At 73.8% G+C, this 18,128-nt stretch carries 14 protein-coding genes and 1 riboswitch; of the genes, 9 read left to right on the top strand and 5 right to left on the bottom strand.

The features are described from left to right. Positions 1–3 precede the first annotated feature (3 nt). From ACZ4Z1_RS24445 to ACZ4Z1_RS24435, 3 genes are all read left to right on the top strand, one after another. Complete coding sequence (locus ACZ4Z1_RS24445) at positions 4–1,371, top strand: M16 family metallopeptidase (protein ID WP_468488826.1); 1,368 nt, start codon at positions 4–6, stop codon at positions 1,369–1,371. Between the two features lie 278 nt (positions 1,372–1,649). Then, positions 1,650–1,838: riboswitch (cyclic di-AMP (ydaO/yuaA leader) on the top strand. 13 nt (positions 1,839–1,851) lie between these two features. After that, complete coding sequence (locus ACZ4Z1_RS24440; RefSeq protein WP_468488739.1) at positions 1,852–2,649, top strand: M23 family metallopeptidase; 798 nt, start codon at positions 1,852–1,854, stop codon at positions 2,647–2,649. Between the two features lie 253 nt (positions 2,650–2,902). Next, positions 2,903–3,595 carry a GntR family transcriptional regulator gene (locus ACZ4Z1_RS24435; RefSeq protein WP_468488738.1) on the top strand — a complete coding sequence of 231 codons (693 nt, stop codon included), beginning with the start codon at positions 2,903–2,905 and terminating at the stop codon, positions 3,593–3,595. Positions 3,596–3,948: 353 nt separating this feature from the next. Here ACZ4Z1_RS24435 and ACZ4Z1_RS24430 read toward each other — a convergent pair whose 3' ends face one another. Then, entirely contained in the window at positions 3,949–4,230 is a 282-nt protein-coding gene (locus ACZ4Z1_RS24430) for an HPr family phosphocarrier protein (RefSeq protein ID WP_030021209.1), read from the bottom strand. Between the two features lie 246 nt (positions 4,231–4,476). Between ACZ4Z1_RS24430 and ACZ4Z1_RS24425 the strand changes: the two genes are divergently transcribed. The 4 genes from ACZ4Z1_RS24425 (at position 4,477) to ACZ4Z1_RS24410 (ending at position 10,334) form a co-directional block, all read left to right on the top strand. Beyond that, positions 4,477–7,518, top strand: a complete 3,042-nt coding sequence (locus tag ACZ4Z1_RS24425; RefSeq protein ID WP_468488737.1) for a bifunctional acetate--CoA ligase family protein/GNAT family N-acetyltransferase — start codon at positions 4,477–4,479, stop codon at positions 7,516–7,518. Between the two features lie 208 nt (positions 7,519–7,726). Then, positions 7,727–8,314, top strand: a complete 588-nt coding sequence (locus ACZ4Z1_RS24420) for a DUF5998 family protein (RefSeq protein ID WP_003981824.1) — start codon at positions 7,727–7,729, stop codon at positions 8,312–8,314. After that, the gene (locus ACZ4Z1_RS24415; RefSeq protein WP_468488736.1) at positions 8,314–9,522 is read left to right on the top strand and encodes an alkaline phosphatase family protein; all 1,209 of its coding nucleotides are present in this window, start codon (positions 8,314–8,316) and stop codon (positions 9,520–9,522) included. The genes ACZ4Z1_RS24420 and ACZ4Z1_RS24415 overlap by 1 nt, the downstream gene beginning before the upstream one ends. A gap of 158 nt (positions 9,523–9,680) precedes the next feature. Beyond that, entirely contained in the window at positions 9,681–10,334 is a 654-nt protein-coding gene (locus tag ACZ4Z1_RS24410; protein ID WP_365845334.1) for a thymidine kinase, read from the top strand. Between the two features lie 87 nt (positions 10,335–10,421). Here ACZ4Z1_RS24410 and ACZ4Z1_RS24405 read toward each other — a convergent pair whose 3' ends face one another. Next, on the bottom strand, positions 10,422–11,195 hold the full coding sequence (locus ACZ4Z1_RS24405; RefSeq protein ID WP_468488735.1) for a VOC family protein: 774 nt from the start codon (positions 11,193–11,195) through the stop codon (positions 10,422–10,424). Positions 11,196–11,467: 272 nt separating this feature from the next. On the opposite strand from ACZ4Z1_RS24405, the gene ACZ4Z1_RS24400 reads away from it, so the two are divergent. Continuing rightward, complete coding sequence (locus tag ACZ4Z1_RS24400) at positions 11,468–12,304, top strand: sulfurtransferase (protein WP_468488734.1); 837 nt, start codon at positions 11,468–11,470, stop codon at positions 12,302–12,304. 195 nt (positions 12,305–12,499) lie between these two features. Here ACZ4Z1_RS24400 and sepH read toward each other — a convergent pair whose 3' ends face one another. Next, positions 12,500–13,570, bottom strand: coding sequence for a septation protein SepH (gene sepH / locus ACZ4Z1_RS24395; protein ID WP_468488733.1), 1,071 nt, complete (start codon positions 13,568–13,570; stop codon positions 12,500–12,502). A gap of 496 nt (positions 13,571–14,066) precedes the next feature. On the opposite strand from sepH, the gene ACZ4Z1_RS24390 reads away from it, so the two are divergent. Then, positions 14,067–15,191, top strand: a complete 1,125-nt coding sequence (locus ACZ4Z1_RS24390; protein WP_468488732.1) for a hypothetical protein — start codon at positions 14,067–14,069, stop codon at positions 15,189–15,191. Positions 15,192–15,487: 296 nt separating this feature from the next. Here the strand turns inward: ACZ4Z1_RS24390 and ACZ4Z1_RS24385 are convergent, their stop codons facing one another. Continuing rightward, complete coding sequence (locus tag ACZ4Z1_RS24385; RefSeq protein ID WP_468488731.1) at positions 15,488–16,876, bottom strand: D-arabinono-1,4-lactone oxidase; 1,389 nt, start codon at positions 16,874–16,876, stop codon at positions 15,488–15,490. Beyond that, the gene (locus tag ACZ4Z1_RS24380) at positions 16,767–18,080 is read right to left on the bottom strand and encodes an MFS transporter (protein ID WP_468488730.1); all 1,314 of its coding nucleotides are present in this window, start codon (positions 18,078–18,080) and stop codon (positions 16,767–16,769) included. The genes ACZ4Z1_RS24385 and ACZ4Z1_RS24380 overlap by 110 nt, the downstream gene beginning before the upstream one ends. Positions 18,081–18,128 lie beyond the last annotated feature (48 nt).

Below are 18,128 nucleotides of genomic sequence, written 5' to 3'. Positions count from 1 at the left end.
CCGATGACCTTCCACCCGCAGCCGTCCGGCGGCGACCCCAGGCCGTGGGCCTTCCCGGCCCCCGAGCGCGGGCAGCTGCCCAACGGCCTGACGGTCCTGCGCAGCCACCGCCCCGGCCAGCAGGTGGTCGCCGTCGAGATCGACATCGTCGCGCCCCTGGAGGCCGAGCCCGTGGGTCTGGACGGGGTCGCCACGATCATGGCGCGTGCCCTGTCCGAGGGCACCGACAAGCACGACGCCGAGGAGTTCGCCGCCGAGCTGGAGCGCTGCGGCGCCACCCTGGACTCGCACGCCGACCACCCCGGCGTCCGCGTCTCCCTGGAGGTCCCGGCCTCCCGGCTGGACAAGGCGCTCGGCCTGCTGGCCGACGCCCTGCGCGCCCCGGCCTTCCCCGACAGCGAGGTGGAGCGCCTGGTGCGCAACCGCCTCGACGAGATCCCGCACGAGCTCGCCAACCCGGCGCGCCGTGCCGCGATGGCCCTCTCGAAGGAGCTGTTCCCGGCCGACTCCCGGATGTCGCGGCCGCGCCAGGGCACCGAGGAGACCGTCTCCCGTATCGACGCGGCGGCCGTACGTGCCTTCTACGAGGCGCATGTGCGCCCCGCCACGGCCACCGCCGTCATCGTCGGCGACTTCACCGGCATCGACCTGGACGCGGCCCTCGCCAAGACCCTGGGCGCCTGGACGGGCTCGCCCGCCGAACCGGTGAAGGCCAGCCCGATCACCGCCGACGACACCGGCCGCGTCGTGATCGTCGACCGCCCCGGCGCCGTACAGACCCAGCTGCTGATCGGCCGGATCGGCGCCGACCGGCACGACCGTGTCTGGCCCGCCCAGGTGCTCGGCACGTACTGCCTGGGCGGCACCCTCACCTCCCGTCTGGACCGGGTGCTGCGCGAGGAGAAGGGCTACACCTACGGGGTGCGGTCCTTCGGGCAGGTGCTGCGTTCCTCGGCCGACGGCGACGGTGCCGCGATGCTCGCCATCAGCGGTTCGGTGGACACCGCCTCCACCGGTCCGGCGCTGGAGGACCTCTGGAAGGTGCTGCGCACCCTCGCGGCGGAGGGCCTGACCGACGCCGAGCGCGACGTGGCCGTACAGAACCTGGTCGGGGTCGCGCCGCTGAAGTACGAGACCGCGGCGGCCGTCGCGGGCACCCTCGCCGACCAGGTCGAGCAGCAGCTCCCGGACGACTACCAGGCCCGGCTGTACGAGCGGCTGGCGCGCACCGGCACGGTCGAGGCGACCGCCGCGGTCGTCAACGCCTTCCCGGGCGACCGGCTGGTGACGGTCCTGGTGGGCGACGCCGCCGAGATCGAGGAGCCCGTCAAGGCGCTCGGCATCGGCGAGGTGACGGTCGTCAAGGGCTGACGGGACTTCACCGGGCGCGGGGCGGCCGTCGGCGGCCGTCCCGCGGCCCGACGGCCTGTGACCCGCGTGCTGTGACCCGCGTGAGTGACGAGCGGTCACATAAGGGATCCAGTGGCGCGCAGGCGCCACTGGGTCTTCTTTATGTCCCAATTGTTGTGGGTGGTTGCGCGGTGCCCGTGTGGCGTACGGCACAAAACCGGGGTTCTGTTTGCCGATCGAAAGTTGCCCCGTTTAGCGTCGATCCGGCTGTCTGCGGATGACCGCCGCAACCGCGGCACGGACAGTCATCGCCGAGTCCCCGTACGGCGCGAGCCAGGGGAGCCGGGGACCCACCCTCCTGTCGCCGACTTCGACGCGGGAGGGGCCCGTTCCTTGGGGTGAATCGGACGCCTTCCCGGAGGCGTCCGTAGGAGACCTTCCTGCTCCGAACCCGTCAGCTAACCCGGTAGGCGAGAGGGAAGGAAAGGACACAGCCAGCTCATGGCGTTCACCCGTGCCACCGGGAAGCACCGTGGTCCGAGCCGCAGCGCGCGGACGACCCGTAACCTCGCCGGCATAGCCACGCTCGCCGCGTCCGGCGTCATCGCCTCCGTCGCCTCCCCGGCACTGGCGGCCGGCAACCCGGACGACGCGAGCACCCACGACACCGGCCTCCACCAGGCCGTCGTCCTCGGTGACGAGCTCGCCGAGCAGATCGAGGCACAGGCCGACGCGCAGCAGGAGGCCGCCGAGGCCGCCGCCGCGCAGGCCAGGGCCGAGGCCGAGGCGCGCAAGCAGGCCGAGGAGGCCAAGCGCCAGGCCGAGGCCGAGGCGAAGAAGGAGCGCGAGGCCAAGGAGCGCGCCGCCCGCGAGGCCGAGCGCAAGCGCCTGCTGATGTACGTCGCCCCCGTCGACGGCTCCTACGTGTCCACCAGCTACAAGGCCTCCAGCGGTCTGTGGTCCTCCGGCAGCCACACCGGCGTCGACTTCCACGCCGCCTCCGGGACCACCGTCCACGCCGTCGGCTCGGGCACCGTCGTCGAGGCAGGCTGGGGCGGCGCGTACGGCAACAACGTCGTCATCAAGATGAACGACGGCACCTACACCCAGTACGGCCACCTGTCGTCCATCAGCGTCTCGGTCGGCCAGACCGTCACCCCGGGCCAGCAGATCGCCCTGTCGGGCAACACCGGCAACACCACCGGGCCGCACCTGCACTTCGAGGCCCGTACCTCCGCGGAGTACGGCTCGGACATCGACCCGGTCGCCTACCTGCGCTCGCACGGCGTGAACGTCTGACGCACACCCGTCCCCCGTACGGCGCCCCGGCCCGCGTGGCCGGGGCGTCTGCGTGTGCGGGTCCGCGAATCCGGGCCCGGTCCCGGCGGACGGTCCTGCCCGTATGCCGCCCCGCGCGTTCCTGGCCAAAATATATCCATGAATTCGCCGTGGCCACCGGACAACGCCTTACCGTCGAATAGAGTCACGTCGAATGCCGCCGCCCGGTGGCATTTCCGGATGTTCCCACGGGATTACGGCGGAGGCACAGGCGATGCGAGGCCCCATTTCCGCGCATGTGGTGTGCACGGCGATCCGCGACGAGATCGTATCCGGCGTTCTCCCGCCGGGCAGCCGGCTGATCGAGGAGCTGCTGGCCGGCCGTTACGGCGTCTCCCGCGTTCCCGTGCGCGAGGCGCTGCGTACGCTGCAGTCCGAGGGCTTCGTGACCATCCGGCACCACGCGGGCGCCTGCGTGGCCGAGCCGACCGAGCGCGAGGCGGCCGACGTCCTGGACATGCGGGGGCTGCTGGAGCCGCTGGGCGCCGCGCGGGCCGCCGCCCGCCGCACCGCGGCGCACCTCAAGGTGCTGCGCGGCGTCGTACGGCTGGGCCGTGAGCGCGCCCGGCACGGCCACCGCGCCGAGCTGCGCCAACTCGACGGCTGGTTCCACGAGACGCTCGCCCAGGCGGCCGGCAGCGCCAGCATGGCAGCGCTCCTCACCCAGCTGCGGCGCAAGATCGACTGGATGTACGCGGTCGACCTCCCGGCCCGCGACGAGCGCTCCTGGGAGGAGCACGGGGCGGTGCTGGACGCGGTGAGCCGCGGGGACGCCGAGCGGGCCCGCGCGCTGATGGCGGCGCACATCGAGCGCTCGCGCCCGGCGTACCGGCTGCGCCCCGTGGTTCCCGGGCCGGCCGTGAGGAATCCGAAACAGACCGTAAACACGGCGCGCGAGCGGAATTAACAGGGGGGCCGTATACAAGCGGTATGCGGTCTCTCCCGGACCTCCAAAATGGGGCGGGTGGGAAAGCGGCCCGGAATTAGCGGGGAGTGGCCCGGGAATTGTGCGTCCCCGCGTTGTGGCGTACGGAATTCTCCGGCCGGGCCTGCCCGATTTCGCGCGGGCGGCGCGGTCGGTGAAGCTGCGCGACACGTGCGGGAAAGCTGCGTGGCGCGGCGGTGCGGTCTCCATCCTGTGGCGGTGCAGCCTCCGCCCTGTCAGGGCGTACGCGACGGCCGACGAAGAACGGCCCCGCCCGGTAGCCGGAACCCCGGCTACCGCGGCGGAGCCGCGAACACTGTGACCCGCTCAGCGGTTCAGACGGTCTCCGGGAGCTCCTCAAGGCCCTCGGCGACCAGCTTCGCGAGGCGGTCGAGCGCGGCGTCGGCGCCCTCGGCGTCGGAGGCCAGCACGATCTCCTCGCCACCCTGGGCGCCCAGGCCCAGCACGGCCAGCATGGAGGCCGCGTTGACCGGGTTGCCGTCGGCCTTGGCGATCGTCACGGGAACCCCGGCGGCGGTGGCCGCACGGACGAAGATCGAGGCGGGGCGGGCGTGCAGACCCTCGGCCCAACCGACATTGACGCGGCGCTCAGCCATGGTGTTGCCCTTCAAGTCGTTGAGGTTGTCTAGACCAGTGTCTCATGTCGCCGGGAGTGCTCCGGCAGCCCGCGGCGGTGCCCGTCGCGGGTCGTCGGCACGCTACCGGCAGGTCACGGGCGCACGGCCGGACCGTCCGTCATCCGGGACCCGTCGCCACGTCCATCGCCACGTCCCAGCCTGCCCGGCCTCCCACGGCCGTGCACACCGAGCCGGTTGTCGGTGGCGGACCGTACGCTGTCCCCCATGCAGAGCCCGTCGGACAGCGTCTACCCGGCCCACTGGGAAGCCGATGTCGTGCTGCGCGACGGCGGCACCGCGCGCATCCGCCCCATCACCCCCGACGACGCCCAGCGCCTGATCTCGTTCTACGAACAGGTCTCGGACGAGTCGAAGTACTACCGCTTCTTCGCGCCCTACCCGCGCCTGTCCGACCGCGACGTGCACCGCTTCACCCACCACGACTACGTCGACCGGGTCGGCCTGGCCGCCACCGTGGGCGGCGAGTTCATCGCCACGGTCCGCTACGACCGCATCGACGACCGCGGCCGCCCGGCCAAGGAGCCCGGCGCCGACCAGGCCGAGGTCGCCTTCCTCGTCCAGGACGCCCACCAGGGCCGCGGGGTGGCCTCCGCGCTCCTGGAGCACGTCGCAGCGGTCGCCCGGGAGCGCGGCATCCGCCGGTTCGCGGCCGAGGTGCTGCCCGCCAATACCAAGATGATCAAAGTCTTCACGGACGCCGGGTACACCCAGCAGCGCACTTTCGAAGACGGCGTGGTGCGTCTGGAGTTCGACCTGGAGCCCACCGAGCAGTCCATGGCCGTCATGCGCGGCCGCGAGCAGCGCGCCGAGGCCCGCTCCGTGCAGCGCCTGCTGGCGCCCGGCTCGATCGCCGTCATCGGCGCCGGCCGCGCCCCCGGCGGCGTCGGCCGCTCCGTCCTGCGCAACCTCCTCGACTCCGGCTATCCGGGCCAGGTGTACGCGGTCAACCACGCCTTCCCCGAGGGCGGCACCCGCCTCGACCCGGAGGGCGTGCCCGGCCACCGCTCGGTGCCCGAGATCCCCGAGCCGGTGGACCTCGCGGTGCTCGCCGTCCCCGCCGCCCAGGTCCCCGACGTGGTCCGCGACTGCGGTGCGCACGGCGTGCGCGGCCTGGTGATCCTCTCCTCCGGGTACGCCGAGTCCGGCCCCGAAGGGCGGGAGCGGCAGCGCGCCCTGCTGCGCCAGGCCCGCTCGTACGGCATGCGGCTCATCGGACCGAACGCCTTCGGCCTGATCAACACCGCGCCGGACGTCCGCTTGAACGCCTCCCTCGCTCCGCAGATGCCCGGCGCCGGGCGCATCGGCCTGTTCACGCAGTCCGGCGCGATCGGCATCGCCCTGCTCAGCGGCCTGCACCGGCGCGGCCCCGGGGACGGCTCGATCGCCGGCATCTCCACCTTCCTGTCGGCCGGCAACCGCGCCGACCTCTCCGGCAACGACCTCCTCCAGTACTGGTACGACGACCCGGCCACCGACGTCGCGATCCTGTACCTGGAGTCCATCGGCGACCCGCGCAAGTTCATGCGGCTCGCCCGCCGTACGGCCGCCGTCAAGCCCGTCGTCGTCGCCAAGGGCGCCCGCCACACCGGCACCGCGCCGCTCGGCCACACCGTCCCCACGGTCCGCATCCCCGACAGCACGGTCTCCGCCCTGATGCGCCAGGCCGGCGTGATCCGGGTCGACACGGTCACCGAGCTGATCGACGCCGGCCTGCTGCTCGCATCCCAGCCGCTGCCGAACGGCCCGCGCGTCGCCATCCTCGGCAATTCCGAGTCCCTCGCCCTGCTGACGTACGACGCCTGCCTGACCGAGGGGCTGCGCCCGCTGCGGCCGCACGTCCTCGCCGCCGCGGCCACCCCGGAGGACTTCCGTACGGCGCTGGCCGCGGCTTTGGCCAACGGGCTGTGCGACGCCGTCGTCGTCACGGCCATCCCCTGGGTGGGGGAGGAGGGTGTGGCATCCCCGGGCGAGGGCGCCGACCTCGCCGCCGCGCTGCGCGAAGCGACATCGTCCGCCGCGCCCGCCAAGCCGGTCACCGTCGTGCACCTCGCCATGGACGCCCTCGCCGACTCGCTGGCGGCCCCGCCGCCGTCCGGTGACGCCCCGCGGCCGTACGACGACGGCTCACAGCCGTACGGCGGAGGTCCGCAGCCGCCACACCGCACCTCGCAGTCCTACGACGACGCCTCGCAGCCGTCCCACAACGCCCCGCCGCCCTCCCACGGCGCCCCGGCCCGCCCCGGGGGCCCCGTGGCCCCCGGCGCCACCTCCAAGGCCCCGCAGGAGCCCGCCACGCCCCCGCCCGGCACGCCGGGCACATCCGGCCCGTCCGACGGCAGCATGCCCACCGGCTCCCCGGCCGCCCCCTTGATACCGGCCTTCCCCGCCGCCGAGCGCGCCGTCAGGTCGCTCGCCCAGGCGGTGCGGTACGCGAAATGGCGCCGGGACGCCGCCGATCCGGGCCGGGTGCCCGAGTACGAGGACATCGAGGAGGCCGCCGCCGGCGCCGACATCGACCGGCTGCTCGACGACCTGGCCCGGCACGCCGACATCACCCGCTCCGTTGCGCTGCCCGCCGAGGACGCCCACGCCCTCCTGGCCCGGTACGGCATCCCGGTACGCCCCGCCCATCCGGCGCCCGACCCGGACACCGCCGTACGGGCCGCCGCCCGCCTGGGGTACCCGGTCGCCCTGAAGACCACCGCACCGCACCTGCGGCACCGCCCCGACCTCGGGGGCGTCCGCCTCGACCTGACCGGCGAGGCCGAGCTGCGCCGCGCCTACGCCGAGCTGACCGACTTCCTCGGCAAGCCCGAGGAGCTGCGCCTGGTCGTCCAGCCGATGGTGCCCCGCGGCGTCGACACGGTCGTCCGCGCCGCCATCGACCCGGCCGCCGGCGCCGTCCTGTCCTTCGGCCTGGCCGGCGCCCCCTCGCAGCTGCTCGGTGACACGGCACACCGCCTCATCCCCGCGACGGACCGGGACGTCGCCGAACAGATACGGTCCATCCGCACGGCTCCGCTGCTGTTCGGCTGGCGCGGCAGCCAGCCGGTGGACACCGCTGCCCTGGAGGATCTGCTGCTGCGGGTCTCCCGGCTGGTCGACGACCACCCCGAGGTCGTCGGCGTCGACCTGGAGCCGGTCGTGGTCGCCCCGCACGGCCTCGCCGTCCTGGACGCCACGGTCCGCCTGGCCCGCCCGCCGGCCACCACCGACCTGGGCCCGCGCCGGATGTCCACGTACTGACAGCCGGTCGCGGGGCCGTTCCTGCCGGGCGCGGACCGTACCGGGTGTGGGGCTGCCGGGGCACGAAAGTCCGCCCGGTGTCGCTGCCGGGCGTCCGGGCCCCGGCCGCAGAGCCCTGACGTGCGCCCACAGCCCCCGCCCGGCCCCCCGGCCCCCGGACGTGCCCTCTCGGACCCGCCCCGGCCGGTACGCCCCGTAAGATGGCCGCATGGCTAAGACCGGTACGACGACCCAAGGGCTGCGCGCGGCGATCGAGCGCAGCGGCTATTACCCGGCCCTGGTGGCCGAGGCGGTGCAGGCCGCGGTCGGCGGCGAGCCGGTGGTGTCGTACTTGGTCCACCAGGAGACGACCTTCGACGCCAACGAGGTCCGCCGCCACGTCACGGTCCTGGTCCTGACGGGCACCCGCTTCATCGTCAGCCACACCGACGAGCAGTCCGCCGACGACACCTCCCCCTCGCCGTACGCGACGACCTCCACCGAGTCCGTGAAGCTGGGCCGGATCTCCTCCGTCGTGCTCAGCCGGGTGGTCGCCAACCCCGAGTCGTACACCCCGGGCCGGCTGCCCCGCGAGGTCGTGCTGACCATCGGCTGGGGCGCGGTCGCCCGGCTGGACCTGGAGCCCGCCACCTGCGGCGACCCCAACTGCGAGGCCGACCACGGCTACACCGGCTCCTCGACGGCCGACGACCTGTCGCTGCGCGTCAGCGAGGCCGGCGACGGCCCGGACACCGTGCGGCAGACCCTCGCCTTCGCCCAGGCGCTGTCCGAAGCCACCGCGGCGACCACCCGCTGATGGCGCACGCCGTCCCCGCCTGGCCGGAACCGGAACCCCTCGACCTGGCCGGCGCGCCGGTGCCCCGCTACGGCACCGGCTCGCTCGCCGACCTGCTGCCCACCGTCACCGCCGGCCAGGGCCTGACCCTGCCCGGCGCCGGGCGGGCGGGCGCGCCGGGCATGGACCTGGACCCCGCCGACCGCGTCTGCGTCTTCCTCGTCGACGGCCTCGGCTGGGAACTGCTGCGCGCCCACCCGCAGGAGGCGCCGTTCCTGACGTCCCTCCTGGACAGCTCGTTCAACCGCACCGGCCGTCCGATCACCGCCGGTTTCCCGGCCACCACCGCGGCCTCGCTCGCCTCGGTCGGCACCGGTCTGCCGCCGGGCGCCCACGGCCTGGCGGGGTACACCTGCCTGAACCCGGACACCGGCGAGCTGATGAACCAGCTCCGCTGGTACCCGTGGACCGACCCGCACGCCTGGCAGCCGTATCCGACCGTCTTCCAGCAGGCGCACGCCGCCGGCATCCACACCTGCCAGGTCTCCTCGCCGAACTTCGAGCGCACCCCGCTCACCGACGTCGCGCTCAGCGGCGGCACGTTCCACGGCCGGCTCGCCGGCGAGGAGCGCATGGACCTGGCGGCCGAGCAGCTGGCCGCCGGCGACCGCTCGCTGGTCTACACGTACTACGCCGAGGTGGACGGCGCCGGGCACCGCTACGGCGTCGACTCCGACGCCTGGCGCGGCCAGCTGATGTACGTCGACCGCCTTGCCCAGCGCCTCGCCGAGCAACTGCCGCCGCGCAGCGCCCTGTACGTCACCGCCGACCACGGCATGATCGACATTCCGTTCGGTCCCGAGCACCGCGTCGACTTCGACGAGGACTGGGAACTGCGCGCCGGAGTGCGGCTGCTGGGCGGCGAGGGACGCGCGCGGCATCTGTACGCCCATCCCGGCGCGGCCGGTGACGTGCTCGCGGTATGGCGGGAGGTGGTCGGGGAACATATGTGGGTGGCGGGCCGCGACGAGGCCATCGCCGCCGGGTGGTTCGGCCCCCGGGTCGACGACCGGGTCCGGGCCCGTATCGGTGACGTCGTCGCCGCCGCGCACGCCGACATGGTGATCGTGGCGAGCGAGACGGAGCCGCGCGAGTCCGCGATGGTCGGCATGCACGGCTCGATGACTCCGGTCGAACAGCTCGTCCCGCTCCTCGAAGTCCGCACCTGAGCCTCGTACCCGAGCCCCGCCCTGAGTTCCGTACCCGAGCCGTGAGCACCTGAGCCCCGCCCCACCACCTGCCCGCCCCGCCGTCCGGCGAGCGCGCCCCCACGCCCGCCGCCGACCGTCCCCCACTCGATACGAGCCCGAAAGGCCCGCGTTCTCCCATGCCCGAGCTGGTGTTCTTCTCCGGAACGATGGACTGCGGAAAGAGCACCCTCGCTCTGCAGATCGAGCACAACCGCTCGGCCCGCGGCCTGCAAGGAATGATCTACACGCGCGACGACCGGGCGGGCCGCGGCAAGCTCTCCTCGCGCCTGGGGCTGGTCACCGAGGCCGTCGAGGCCACGGACGAGATGGATTTCTACGCGCACATCGTCGCCGCCCTGAGCTCCGGCGGCCGGGTGGACTACGTCATCGCCGACGAGGCCCAGTTCCTCGCCCCGGACCAGATCGACCAGCTCGCGCGCGTCGTCGACGACCTGGAGCTGGACGTCTTCGCCTTCGGCATCAGCACCGACTTCCGCAGCAAGCTCTTCCCCGGCTCTCAGCGCCTGGTCGAATTGGCCGACCGCATAGAGGTCCTCCAGGTCGAGGCCCTGTGCTGGTGCGGTGCCCGCGCCACCCACAACGCCCGCACCCTCGACGGCCAGATGGTCGTCGAGGGTGCGCAGGTCGTCATCGGTGACGTCCACAGCGCTCCCGCGGAGGTCGGCTACGAGGTGCTCTGCCGCCGCCACCACCGGCGCCGCCAGACCTCCGCCAGTGCCCACGCCGCGGCGCTCTCCCCGGACGTCCTGCCGGTGTACACCGCCGAGTAGCACCGGCCGGCGGAGGCGGAGGGGCGCGCTGCGCAGGCACCGCGCGCCCTTACCGGCCGACGCCCGCGCGCCGGTCCGGCCCGCTGCTCAGCCCGGCTGCTGGAGCACGGCGAACACGGCACCCTCGGGGTCGGCGACCGTCGCCACGCGCCCGTACGCGGTGTCCTGGGCGGACCGCACCTCCTGGCCGCCCAGCTCCACCACGCGCCGGACCGCGGCATCGGTGTCCGAGACGGCGAAGTACGTCACCCAGTGCGGCCCCAGCTCCCGCGGCAGCGCCTCGCCGACGGCGTGGACGCCCGCCACGGGCCGCCCCTTCAGGTGCAGCGTCAGGTAGTCGGGGACCGTGCCCTCCGGCCGGGTCTCGTAGCCGAACACCGCCTCGTAGAAGGCGGTCACGCCCGTCTCCCGGGTCACCAGCTCGTTCCACACCGGCGCCCCCGGCACGCCGACCAGCGCCGCGCCCACCATCTGTTTGCCCTGCCACAGCCCGAAGACCGAACCCTGCGGGTCCGAGGCGATCGCCATCCGCCCCGCCTCGTCGTCCGCGTCCAGCGGCCCGACGGCGACCGTGCCGCCGCAGCAGCGGATCTGCTCGGCCGCCGCGTCCGCGTCGTCACTGGCCAGGTAGGTCGTCCACGCGACACGCAGGTGGCGGTCGGGAGCCAGTTCCCCGATCCCGGCCACCTCCCGCCCGTGGAGATACGCCCGGACGTACGGACCGAAGTGCTGCGGTCCCGGTTTGAACTCCCAGCCGAACAGCGCGCTGTAGAACTGCTCCGTCGTGGCCAGGTCGTGCACCATGAGACTCACCCAGCAAGGCGCGCCGGGCGTCCGCCGAGTCGTTGCCTCGGTCGTCATCGTCACTCTCTCCTCGGACCATCGGGGTGGTGGCCGTGCGGGGACCGGGCGCGAGTGCGCCGTCCCGTGCAGATGCTCGCACCCCTCATCCGCTGCGCGCCCCGGCCGCGCCGTCTTCGGCGCGTTCCCATGGGAGAATGCCCGATTTGATGTTTCGCACCCGTTTCGGCGACGTTGCCGTTCGGGGACGCGCGACGTGTACGTCCGGACGAGCCCCGCACGGGCTGGGACACCGCTTCACCACCGGGCCCGCCTGCGCGAGGATGAGGTCCATGAACGCCATCATCACCGCCGCCGAGTTGGCGGACGAACTGGCCTCCGGAACCCCGCCGGTCCTCCTCGACGTCCGCTACCGGCTCGGCGGCCCGCCCGGCCGCCCCGAGTACGAGGCGGGGCACGTACCCGGCGCCGTCTACGTGGACATGGACGCCGAACTCGCGGGTCCGGCGGGCCCCGCCGGCCGCCACCCCCTCCCGGATCTCGACGCCTTCGCCGAGACGATGCGCCGGGCCGGGGTCTCGGCGGACCGCCCGGTCGTCGTGTACGACGGAGGGCAAGGCTGGTCAGCCGCCCGTGCCTGGTGGATGCTGCGCTACACCGGGCACCCCTCGGTACGGGTCCTGGACGGCGGCCTGGCCGCCTGGACGGCGTCCGGCGGAGCTCTCGGCACCGACGTACCGTCCCCGGCGCCCGGCGACTTCGCCGCGGCGCCCGGCGCGCTGCCGCTGCTGACGGCGGACGAGGCCGCGGCCCTGGCCCGGCGCGGCGTCCTCCTGGACGCGCGGGTGGGGGAGCGCTACAGGGGCGAGGTGGAGCCCATCGACCGCGTGGCCGGGCACATCCCGGGCGCGCTGTCCGCGCCGACGACGGAGAACCTCACCGAGGACGGTACCTTCCTGCCGCCGGAGGAGCTGACCGCCCGCTTCAGCGCCCTCGGGGCCACCGCGGACGCCGAGGTCGGGGTCTACTGCGGTTCGGGCGTCTCCGCCGCGCAGGAGGTGCTGGCCCTGACGATCGCGGGCGTCCCCGCGGCGCTGTACGTGGGCTCCTGGAGCGAGTGGTCCAGCGACCCGACGCGCCCGGTGGCCACCGGCGCGGAGGCGGGCTGACAGCTGGCCGGAAACGTTCGGTACGCCCGTTCGTGAGGACGGGCGGGCGTACGGAGCGACGGCGTACGGGAGCAACCGCATACGTACGGCCGTACAGGAGCAACGGCGTACGGCCGGACGTGGGGCGTGCAGGACGGGCGTCGGCCTGGCAGCCGGCAGTGTCCCCGCCGCCAGGCCGCCGTAGGCGTCCCGTCGCTACTCCGGTTTCTTGCGCCGCGTCCCGAAGACGATCTCGTCCCAGCTCGGTACGGCGGCGCGCCGGCCCGGCCGTACGCCGTCGGCCTCGGCCTGCCGGTCGGTCGTCCCCGTGAGGCGGTCCCGGTGGCCGGCCACCGCCCGTGGCATGAGCACATCGGCGTAGGCCGAGCCGGCCCCCGCGCTGGCCGCCGGCGCGGCCGGCTCCTCCAGCTCCTCGTCCTCGGCGGACTCCTCCTGCGCCGGAGCCTTCGCCGGCTCCGGTACGACCATGTCGCCCCGGAAGCTGGGCACCGCCTCCAGGAGGCTGGTGAGCGAGTCGCGCTCCCGCTCGCCGGAGCCGTCCTCGGCCCGCGCCTGCTCGTCGTCCTCGCCGCCCGTACGGTCCCGGTCCCGGTCGCGGTCCTGGGCCGTCTGGCGGTCCAGGGCGCGGTCCAGCGGCCGGTCGCGCGGCAGCCGCGCGATACGCGGCACGAACGGGAAGCTGGGCTCCGGGGTGTCGTCGGTCTCGCCGATCAGCGCCCGCGCCTCGTCGTCGACGGCCTGGACGAGCCGCCGCGGCGGGTCGTAGGTCCAGCTCGCCGAGTGCGGCTCGGCCGCGACGCGGTAGACCAGCAGGACTTCCCAGGTGCCGTCGTCGCGCCGCCAGGAGTCCCACTGCACGGAGTCCTTGTCGGCGCCGCGCAGCAGCAGCCGCTCCGCGACGGCCTCGCCGAGCTGCGGACCGGTGTTCTCCCCGGGGCGGCGCACGGGCGTCTTACGGGCCCGCTCGGCCATGAAGGCGCGCTCGGCGAGCACCGGGCCCTCGAAGCGCCGCACCCGGTCGACCGGGATGCCGGCGAGCTGGGCGACCTCCTCGGCGGAGGCACCGGCCCTTATACGGGCCTGGATGTCCCGCGGCCGCAGGTGGCTCTCGACCTCGATCTCGATCTGGCCGAGCCGCGCGCGGTCGTTGCGGACCGCGGCGCGCAGCCGCTCGTCGATCGGAAGCGTGTACTCGGTGCTGTCCGCAGCTTTGAGCACCAGCCGTGTGCCGTCGTTGGAGACGGCCACGACACGCAGTTCGGGCATGGGGACCTCCCGGGTGGTGCCTGCCGACGTCACGTGCGTCGCTGCTTCCGCTAGTCGAGTGTGGCCTGCCCGGGTGCAGCCTGCCACAACATTGCCGAGTTACCCGGCGTGTCGAGGCTTGGCCCAGAAACGCCGTTATGACACGGTTACCTGTTCGCAACGCTCAGTGACCATGTCCTGTTCCTGCTCCCAGTCACCCGTGCCCGGTGGCGGCACCCGGGGGTGAGTGCCACCTTCCGGCCCCCTCCCGTGTATCCGGGCAGCCGGACGGGATTCCGGGGCCAGGGCTCGCCACAGTACTCCATTCGGGCCACGGAGGTGGACCGCCGCGCCGCCGAAGTTCACCTGCGCCAAGGGAGTTGGTCGCCTTGTCGATCTCTCTACACGGTGTGACGGGTGGCGAGGTTCACAGAATCCGCAGAATCGGAACTACCGGCTTCGCCCATAGGTCACTTGTCCGTGCAAGATGGATCGAAGGGGCGATCAAAGGCTGGAGATGGACAACAAAAGCGATACCGACACGAAAAACAAGGAGAAACGGCTCGACCTGAGCGTTCCTCAGGTCGCGGGCTCTGCCCTGGCGGCCGCGGTCGCCGCCTTTCTCGCCGGGCAGCTCGGCGTGTACGGGACCATCATCGGCGCGGGTGTGGTGAGTGTCGTGGCCACGACCGGTGGCTCGATCTTCCAGCACCTCTTCCGGCGTACCGGCGAACAGCTCAAGGAAGCCGCCACCGTCGGCACCCGGCCGAAGCCGCGCCGGTCCTCGGGCTCCCGCAGACCGCCGGGCACCGGGTCCGGCACCGGCATGGTGCTGCCCACCTTCGACCGGCACGGCGCGGAGGACGAGGTCACGTCCGTCGCGGCCCAGGACCGGGGCCGCACCGGCGACACCGACCGTACGCAGCTGCTCCCGCAGGCCGGGGACACGGACCGTACGCAACTGCTTCCGCAGGCCGACGGGGCGGACCCCGGGGCCGCCGACAAGACGCAGCTGGTGCCGCGCCTCGACGACCGGACCATGGCCCTGGGGCAGGCCCGCCCCGGCCACCCGCCGGTCGGCGCCACCGCGGTGCCGCGGACGGCCGACGAGGTCAGCACCGCCACGTACGGCACCCGGCTGCGCGGCTGGAAGCGGCCGGCGCTGGCGGCGCTGGCGATCTTCGTGCTGTCGATGGGCGCCGTCACCTGCGTCGAGCTGCTCTCCGGGCAGAACGCGTCGGGCGGCCAGGGCACCTCGGTGGGCAACGTCTTCACGGGCAACGGGCACAAGTCCGAGCCGAAGACCCCGCCCGCCACGGACTCGCCGTCCCCCGGCACCTCCCACGGCGACGGCACGACGGGCAGCACCGGCGGCACGCCGTCGCCCGGCCCCAGCGGCTCCACCGGCACCGGCGAGGACGGCGGCACCGGCGGTACGGGCAAGCCGTCCACGCCGACGCCGAGCCCGGACGCGAGCCGGAGCGGCAAGCCCACCCCGCCGCCGAGCCCGCAGCCGTCGAAGTCCGGCGGCGGCACCGGCAACGACACCGGCAAGGGCGGTGACGACTCCCAGGGCGATTCCGGCGACCGGAACAAGCAGGAGCCCGGCGGACAGCAGGCCCCGGACCCGAAATCCTCGTGAACGCGGGACGGAAATCCGCACCCGGGCGGGACGTAATGCCGCCCCGCCCGGGGACCTAATCCCCTTAAGCGGCGCGGAATTTCCGTCCCGTCCGGGGACCGAATCCCTTTCCGCGGGAGAACCGACCATGCCGCCCCGCGCGGGCGGCGGGCGAACCGGCCCGGACCCGGCAGTGCGCCGGGTCCGGGCCGGTCCGCTGCCGGGCCCGCGGGCCCACCGGGCCGTTCATCCCTGCGGAACGTTGGGCCGAATGAGCGTTTCAGCCGTCCGGGCGGTCCTGCCGTCCCGGTCCGGGCTCACTCGCCCAGCACGCGCCGCAGGTAGGCGTTGGTGAACAGGCGCTGCGGGTCCAGCCGGTCGCGCAGCGCGGTGAACTCGCCGAAGCGCGGGTACACGCCGGCCAGGTAAGCGGCGTCGCGGCTGTGCAGCTTCCCCCAGTGCGGCCGCCCGCCGTGCGCCGTCATGATCCGCTCGGCCGCGGTGAAGTACGCCCGGTACGGCGTCCCCCGGTACATGTGTACGGCGATGTAGGCGGTGTCCCGCCCGGAGGCGGTGGACAGCGGGATGTCGTCGGCCGGCGCGGTCCGCACCTCCACCGGGAAGCTCACCCGGAAGTCCGAGCGCTCCACCAGCGCCCGCAGCTCGCGCAGCGCCTCGACGGCGGCCTCCCGCGGCAGCGCGTACTCCATCTCCACGAAGCGCACCCGGCGCGGGCTGGTGAAGACCTTGTGCGGGATGTCGGTGTACGTACGGGCCGACAGCGCGCGGCTGGAGAGCCGTGCGATGCCCGGAACGGTGGCGGGCACCGCCCGGCCGACGGCGCACGCGGCGCGGAAGACCCCGTTGGACAGCAGTTCGTCGTCGACCCAGCCGCTGACCCGACCGAGCGGGGCGGCGGGGCCCTGGCTGCGGTTGTTGCGCTTGGTGCTGCAGTTGCCGGTGTGCGGGAACCAGTAGAACTCGAAGTGCTCGTTCTCGGCCACGAGCTGGTCGAACTCGGCCGTCACCCGGGTGAAGGACATCGGTTCCTCACGGGCCGAGAGCCAGAACTGGGGCTCCACGGCGAAGGTGACGGAAGTGATCACGCCCAGCGCGCCCAGCCCGACCCGGGCCGCCGCGAAGACCTCCGGGTTCTCGGTGGCGGAGCAGGTGAGCACCTCGCCGTCCGCCGTGACCAGCTCCAGCGCGGTGATCTGGGCGGCTATGGAGGCCGAGTCGCGGCCGGTGCCGTGGGTGCCGGTGCTCGCCGCCCCGGAGACCGTCTGCTCCATGATGTCGCCCATGTTGGCCAGCGACAGGCCGTGCGAGGCGAGCACCAGGTTCAGGTGCTTGAGCGTGGTGCCGGCGGCCACGGTCACCGTGCCGGCGGCGCGGTCCACCTCCCGTATGCCGGTCAGCCGCTCCGGCCGTATGAGAAGCCCGTCGGTGGCGGCGGCCGCGGTGAAGGAGTGGCCGGTCCCGGCTGCCTTGACCGTCAGCCCGTCGGCCGCCGCCCCGCGGATCGCCGCGGCCAGTTCACCGGTGGAGGCCGGCGCGACGCTCCGCGCCGGCCGCACGGCGACGGTGCCCGCCCAGTTACGCCAGGCGGGCCGGGGCCTGGTCCCCCGTATCGCCCGGACCGTGCGGGCCGCCCCCGTCCGTACGGCTGTCCTGTTCCTGCCGGTCGTCCTGTGTGCCTCGGTCATCCGCGCCCGTCCCCTCCCGCTGCGCCGCCGGCCGCAGCCGGCGGTATCCGAGGAACGCCACCGCCGCCGCGAGCGCCCCCGCCACGGCCGGCACCAGGTAGCCGCGGCCGGCCCCGGCCGCGTCCACCACCCATCCGGCGGCCGACGAGCCGAGCGCCACCCCGACCGCGAGCCCGGTACTGGTCCAGGTCATGCCCTCGGTCAGGTTCGCGCGCGGTACGTGCTGCTCGACGAGGGCCATGGTGGTCACCATCGTCGGCGCGATGGCCAGACCCGCGAAGAAGAGCGCCACGGCCAGGAACGGCAGGTTCCCGACCAGTTGGAGCGGGATCATACTCACGGCCATCGCACACACGCCCACCAGCCACCGGCGGGCGGCCGGGCCCTTGAAGTGGATCGTCCCGAAGACCACGCCGGCCGCGCACGAGCCGAGCGCGTAGGTCGCCAGCACCAGGCTGGCGGCGCCCTGGTGGCCCTCCTCCTTGGCGAACGCCAGCGTCACCACGTCGATCGCGCCGAAGATCGCGCCGGTCGCCACGAACGTGACCACCAGCACCTGGAGGCCGCGCGAGCGCAACGCCGAGCCCTTGGCGTGGTGTTCGCGCGGATGCGGCGCCGGCTCGGTCGCGCGCTGCGCCGTCAGCCAGAAGACCCCCGCCACCAGGAAGACGGTCGCCAGCAGCGGGCCCGCCTCGGGGAACCAGGAGGTGGACAGGCCGATGGAGAGGATCGGCCCGACGATGAAGCACGCCTCGTCGACGATCGACTCCCACGAGTACGCGGCGTGCAGCAGGCGCGGTGAGCTGTGGTGGACGGCCGCCCAGCGGGCCCGCACCATCGAGCCGACGCTGGGCACACAGCCCGCGCAGGCCGTGAAGACGAACAGCGTCCAGTCGGGCCAGCCCTGCTGCGCGCTGACCAGCAGACCGGCGATGGCGGCCGCCGAGACCAGGGTGACCGGGCGCAGTACCCGGCGCTGGCCGTGCCGGTCCACCAGCCGGGATATCAGCGGGCTGAGCATCGCGGCGGACATCGCGATGGTCGCCGCCAGGACGCCCGCCAGGCCGTACCGGCCGGTCAGCAGGGAGACCATGGTGACGATGCCGATGCTGGTCATCGACAGCGTCATACGGCCGAGGAAGCCGGCGGCGGTGAACGACTTGGTGCCGGGCGTGTCGAAGAGCGCGCGGTACGGGCTTGGCATGGGGGAGCTCCGCCGGTGAAGAGCCGATGCCGGGCGTTCCGGAGATCG

The sequence above is a fragment of the Streptomyces sp. NPDC030165 genome (genome assembly GCF_055573595.1).
The sequence above is the reverse complement of the archived record's forward strand: the minus strand, read 5'-3'. Positions and strand labels throughout refer to the sequence as shown.

Coding starts and splice junctions, on each gene's coding strand:
- ACZ4Z1_RS24435 (WP_468488738.1), top strand. CDS start 2,903: ATGCGAGGCCCCATTTCCGCGCATGTGGTGTGCACGGCGATCCGCGAC.
- ACZ4Z1_RS24415 (WP_468488736.1), top strand. CDS start 8,314: ATGGCGCACGCCGTCCCCGCCTGGCCGGAACCGGAACCCCTCGACCTG.
- ACZ4Z1_RS24390 (WP_468488732.1), top strand. CDS start 14,067: ATGGACAACAAAAGCGATACCGACACGAAAAACAAGGAGAAACGGCTC.
- ACZ4Z1_RS24425 (WP_468488737.1), top strand. CDS start 4,477: ATGCAGAGCCCGTCGGACAGCGTCTACCCGGCCCACTGGGAAGCCGAT.
- ACZ4Z1_RS24405 (WP_468488735.1), bottom strand. CDS start 11,195: ATGACGACCGAGGCAACGACTCGGCGGACGCCCGGCGCGCCTTGCTGG.
- ACZ4Z1_RS24430 (WP_030021209.1), bottom strand. CDS start 4,230: ATGGCTGAGCGCCGCGTCAATGTCGGTTGGGCCGAGGGTCTGCACGCC.
- ACZ4Z1_RS24440 (WP_468488739.1), top strand. CDS start 1,852: ATGGCGTTCACCCGTGCCACCGGGAAGCACCGTGGTCCGAGCCGCAGC.
- ACZ4Z1_RS24420 (WP_003981824.1), top strand. CDS start 7,727: ATGGCTAAGACCGGTACGACGACCCAAGGGCTGCGCGCGGCGATCGAG.
- ACZ4Z1_RS24385 (WP_468488731.1), bottom strand. CDS start 16,876: ATGACCGAGGCACACAGGACGACCGGCAGGAACAGGACAGCCGTACGG.
- ACZ4Z1_RS24380 (WP_468488730.1), bottom strand. CDS start 18,080: ATGCCAAGCCCGTACCGCGCGCTCTTCGACACGCCCGGCACCAAGTCG.
- ACZ4Z1_RS24400 (WP_468488734.1), top strand. CDS start 11,468: ATGAACGCCATCATCACCGCCGCCGAGTTGGCGGACGAACTGGCCTCC.
- ACZ4Z1_RS24445 (WP_468488826.1), top strand. CDS start 4: ATGACCTTCCACCCGCAGCCGTCCGGCGGCGACCCCAGGCCGTGGGCC.
- ACZ4Z1_RS24410 (WP_365845334.1), top strand. CDS start 9,681: ATGCCCGAGCTGGTGTTCTTCTCCGGAACGATGGACTGCGGAAAGAGC.
- sepH (WP_468488733.1), bottom strand. CDS start 13,570: ATGCCCGAACTGCGTGTCGTGGCCGTCTCCAACGACGGCACACGGCTG.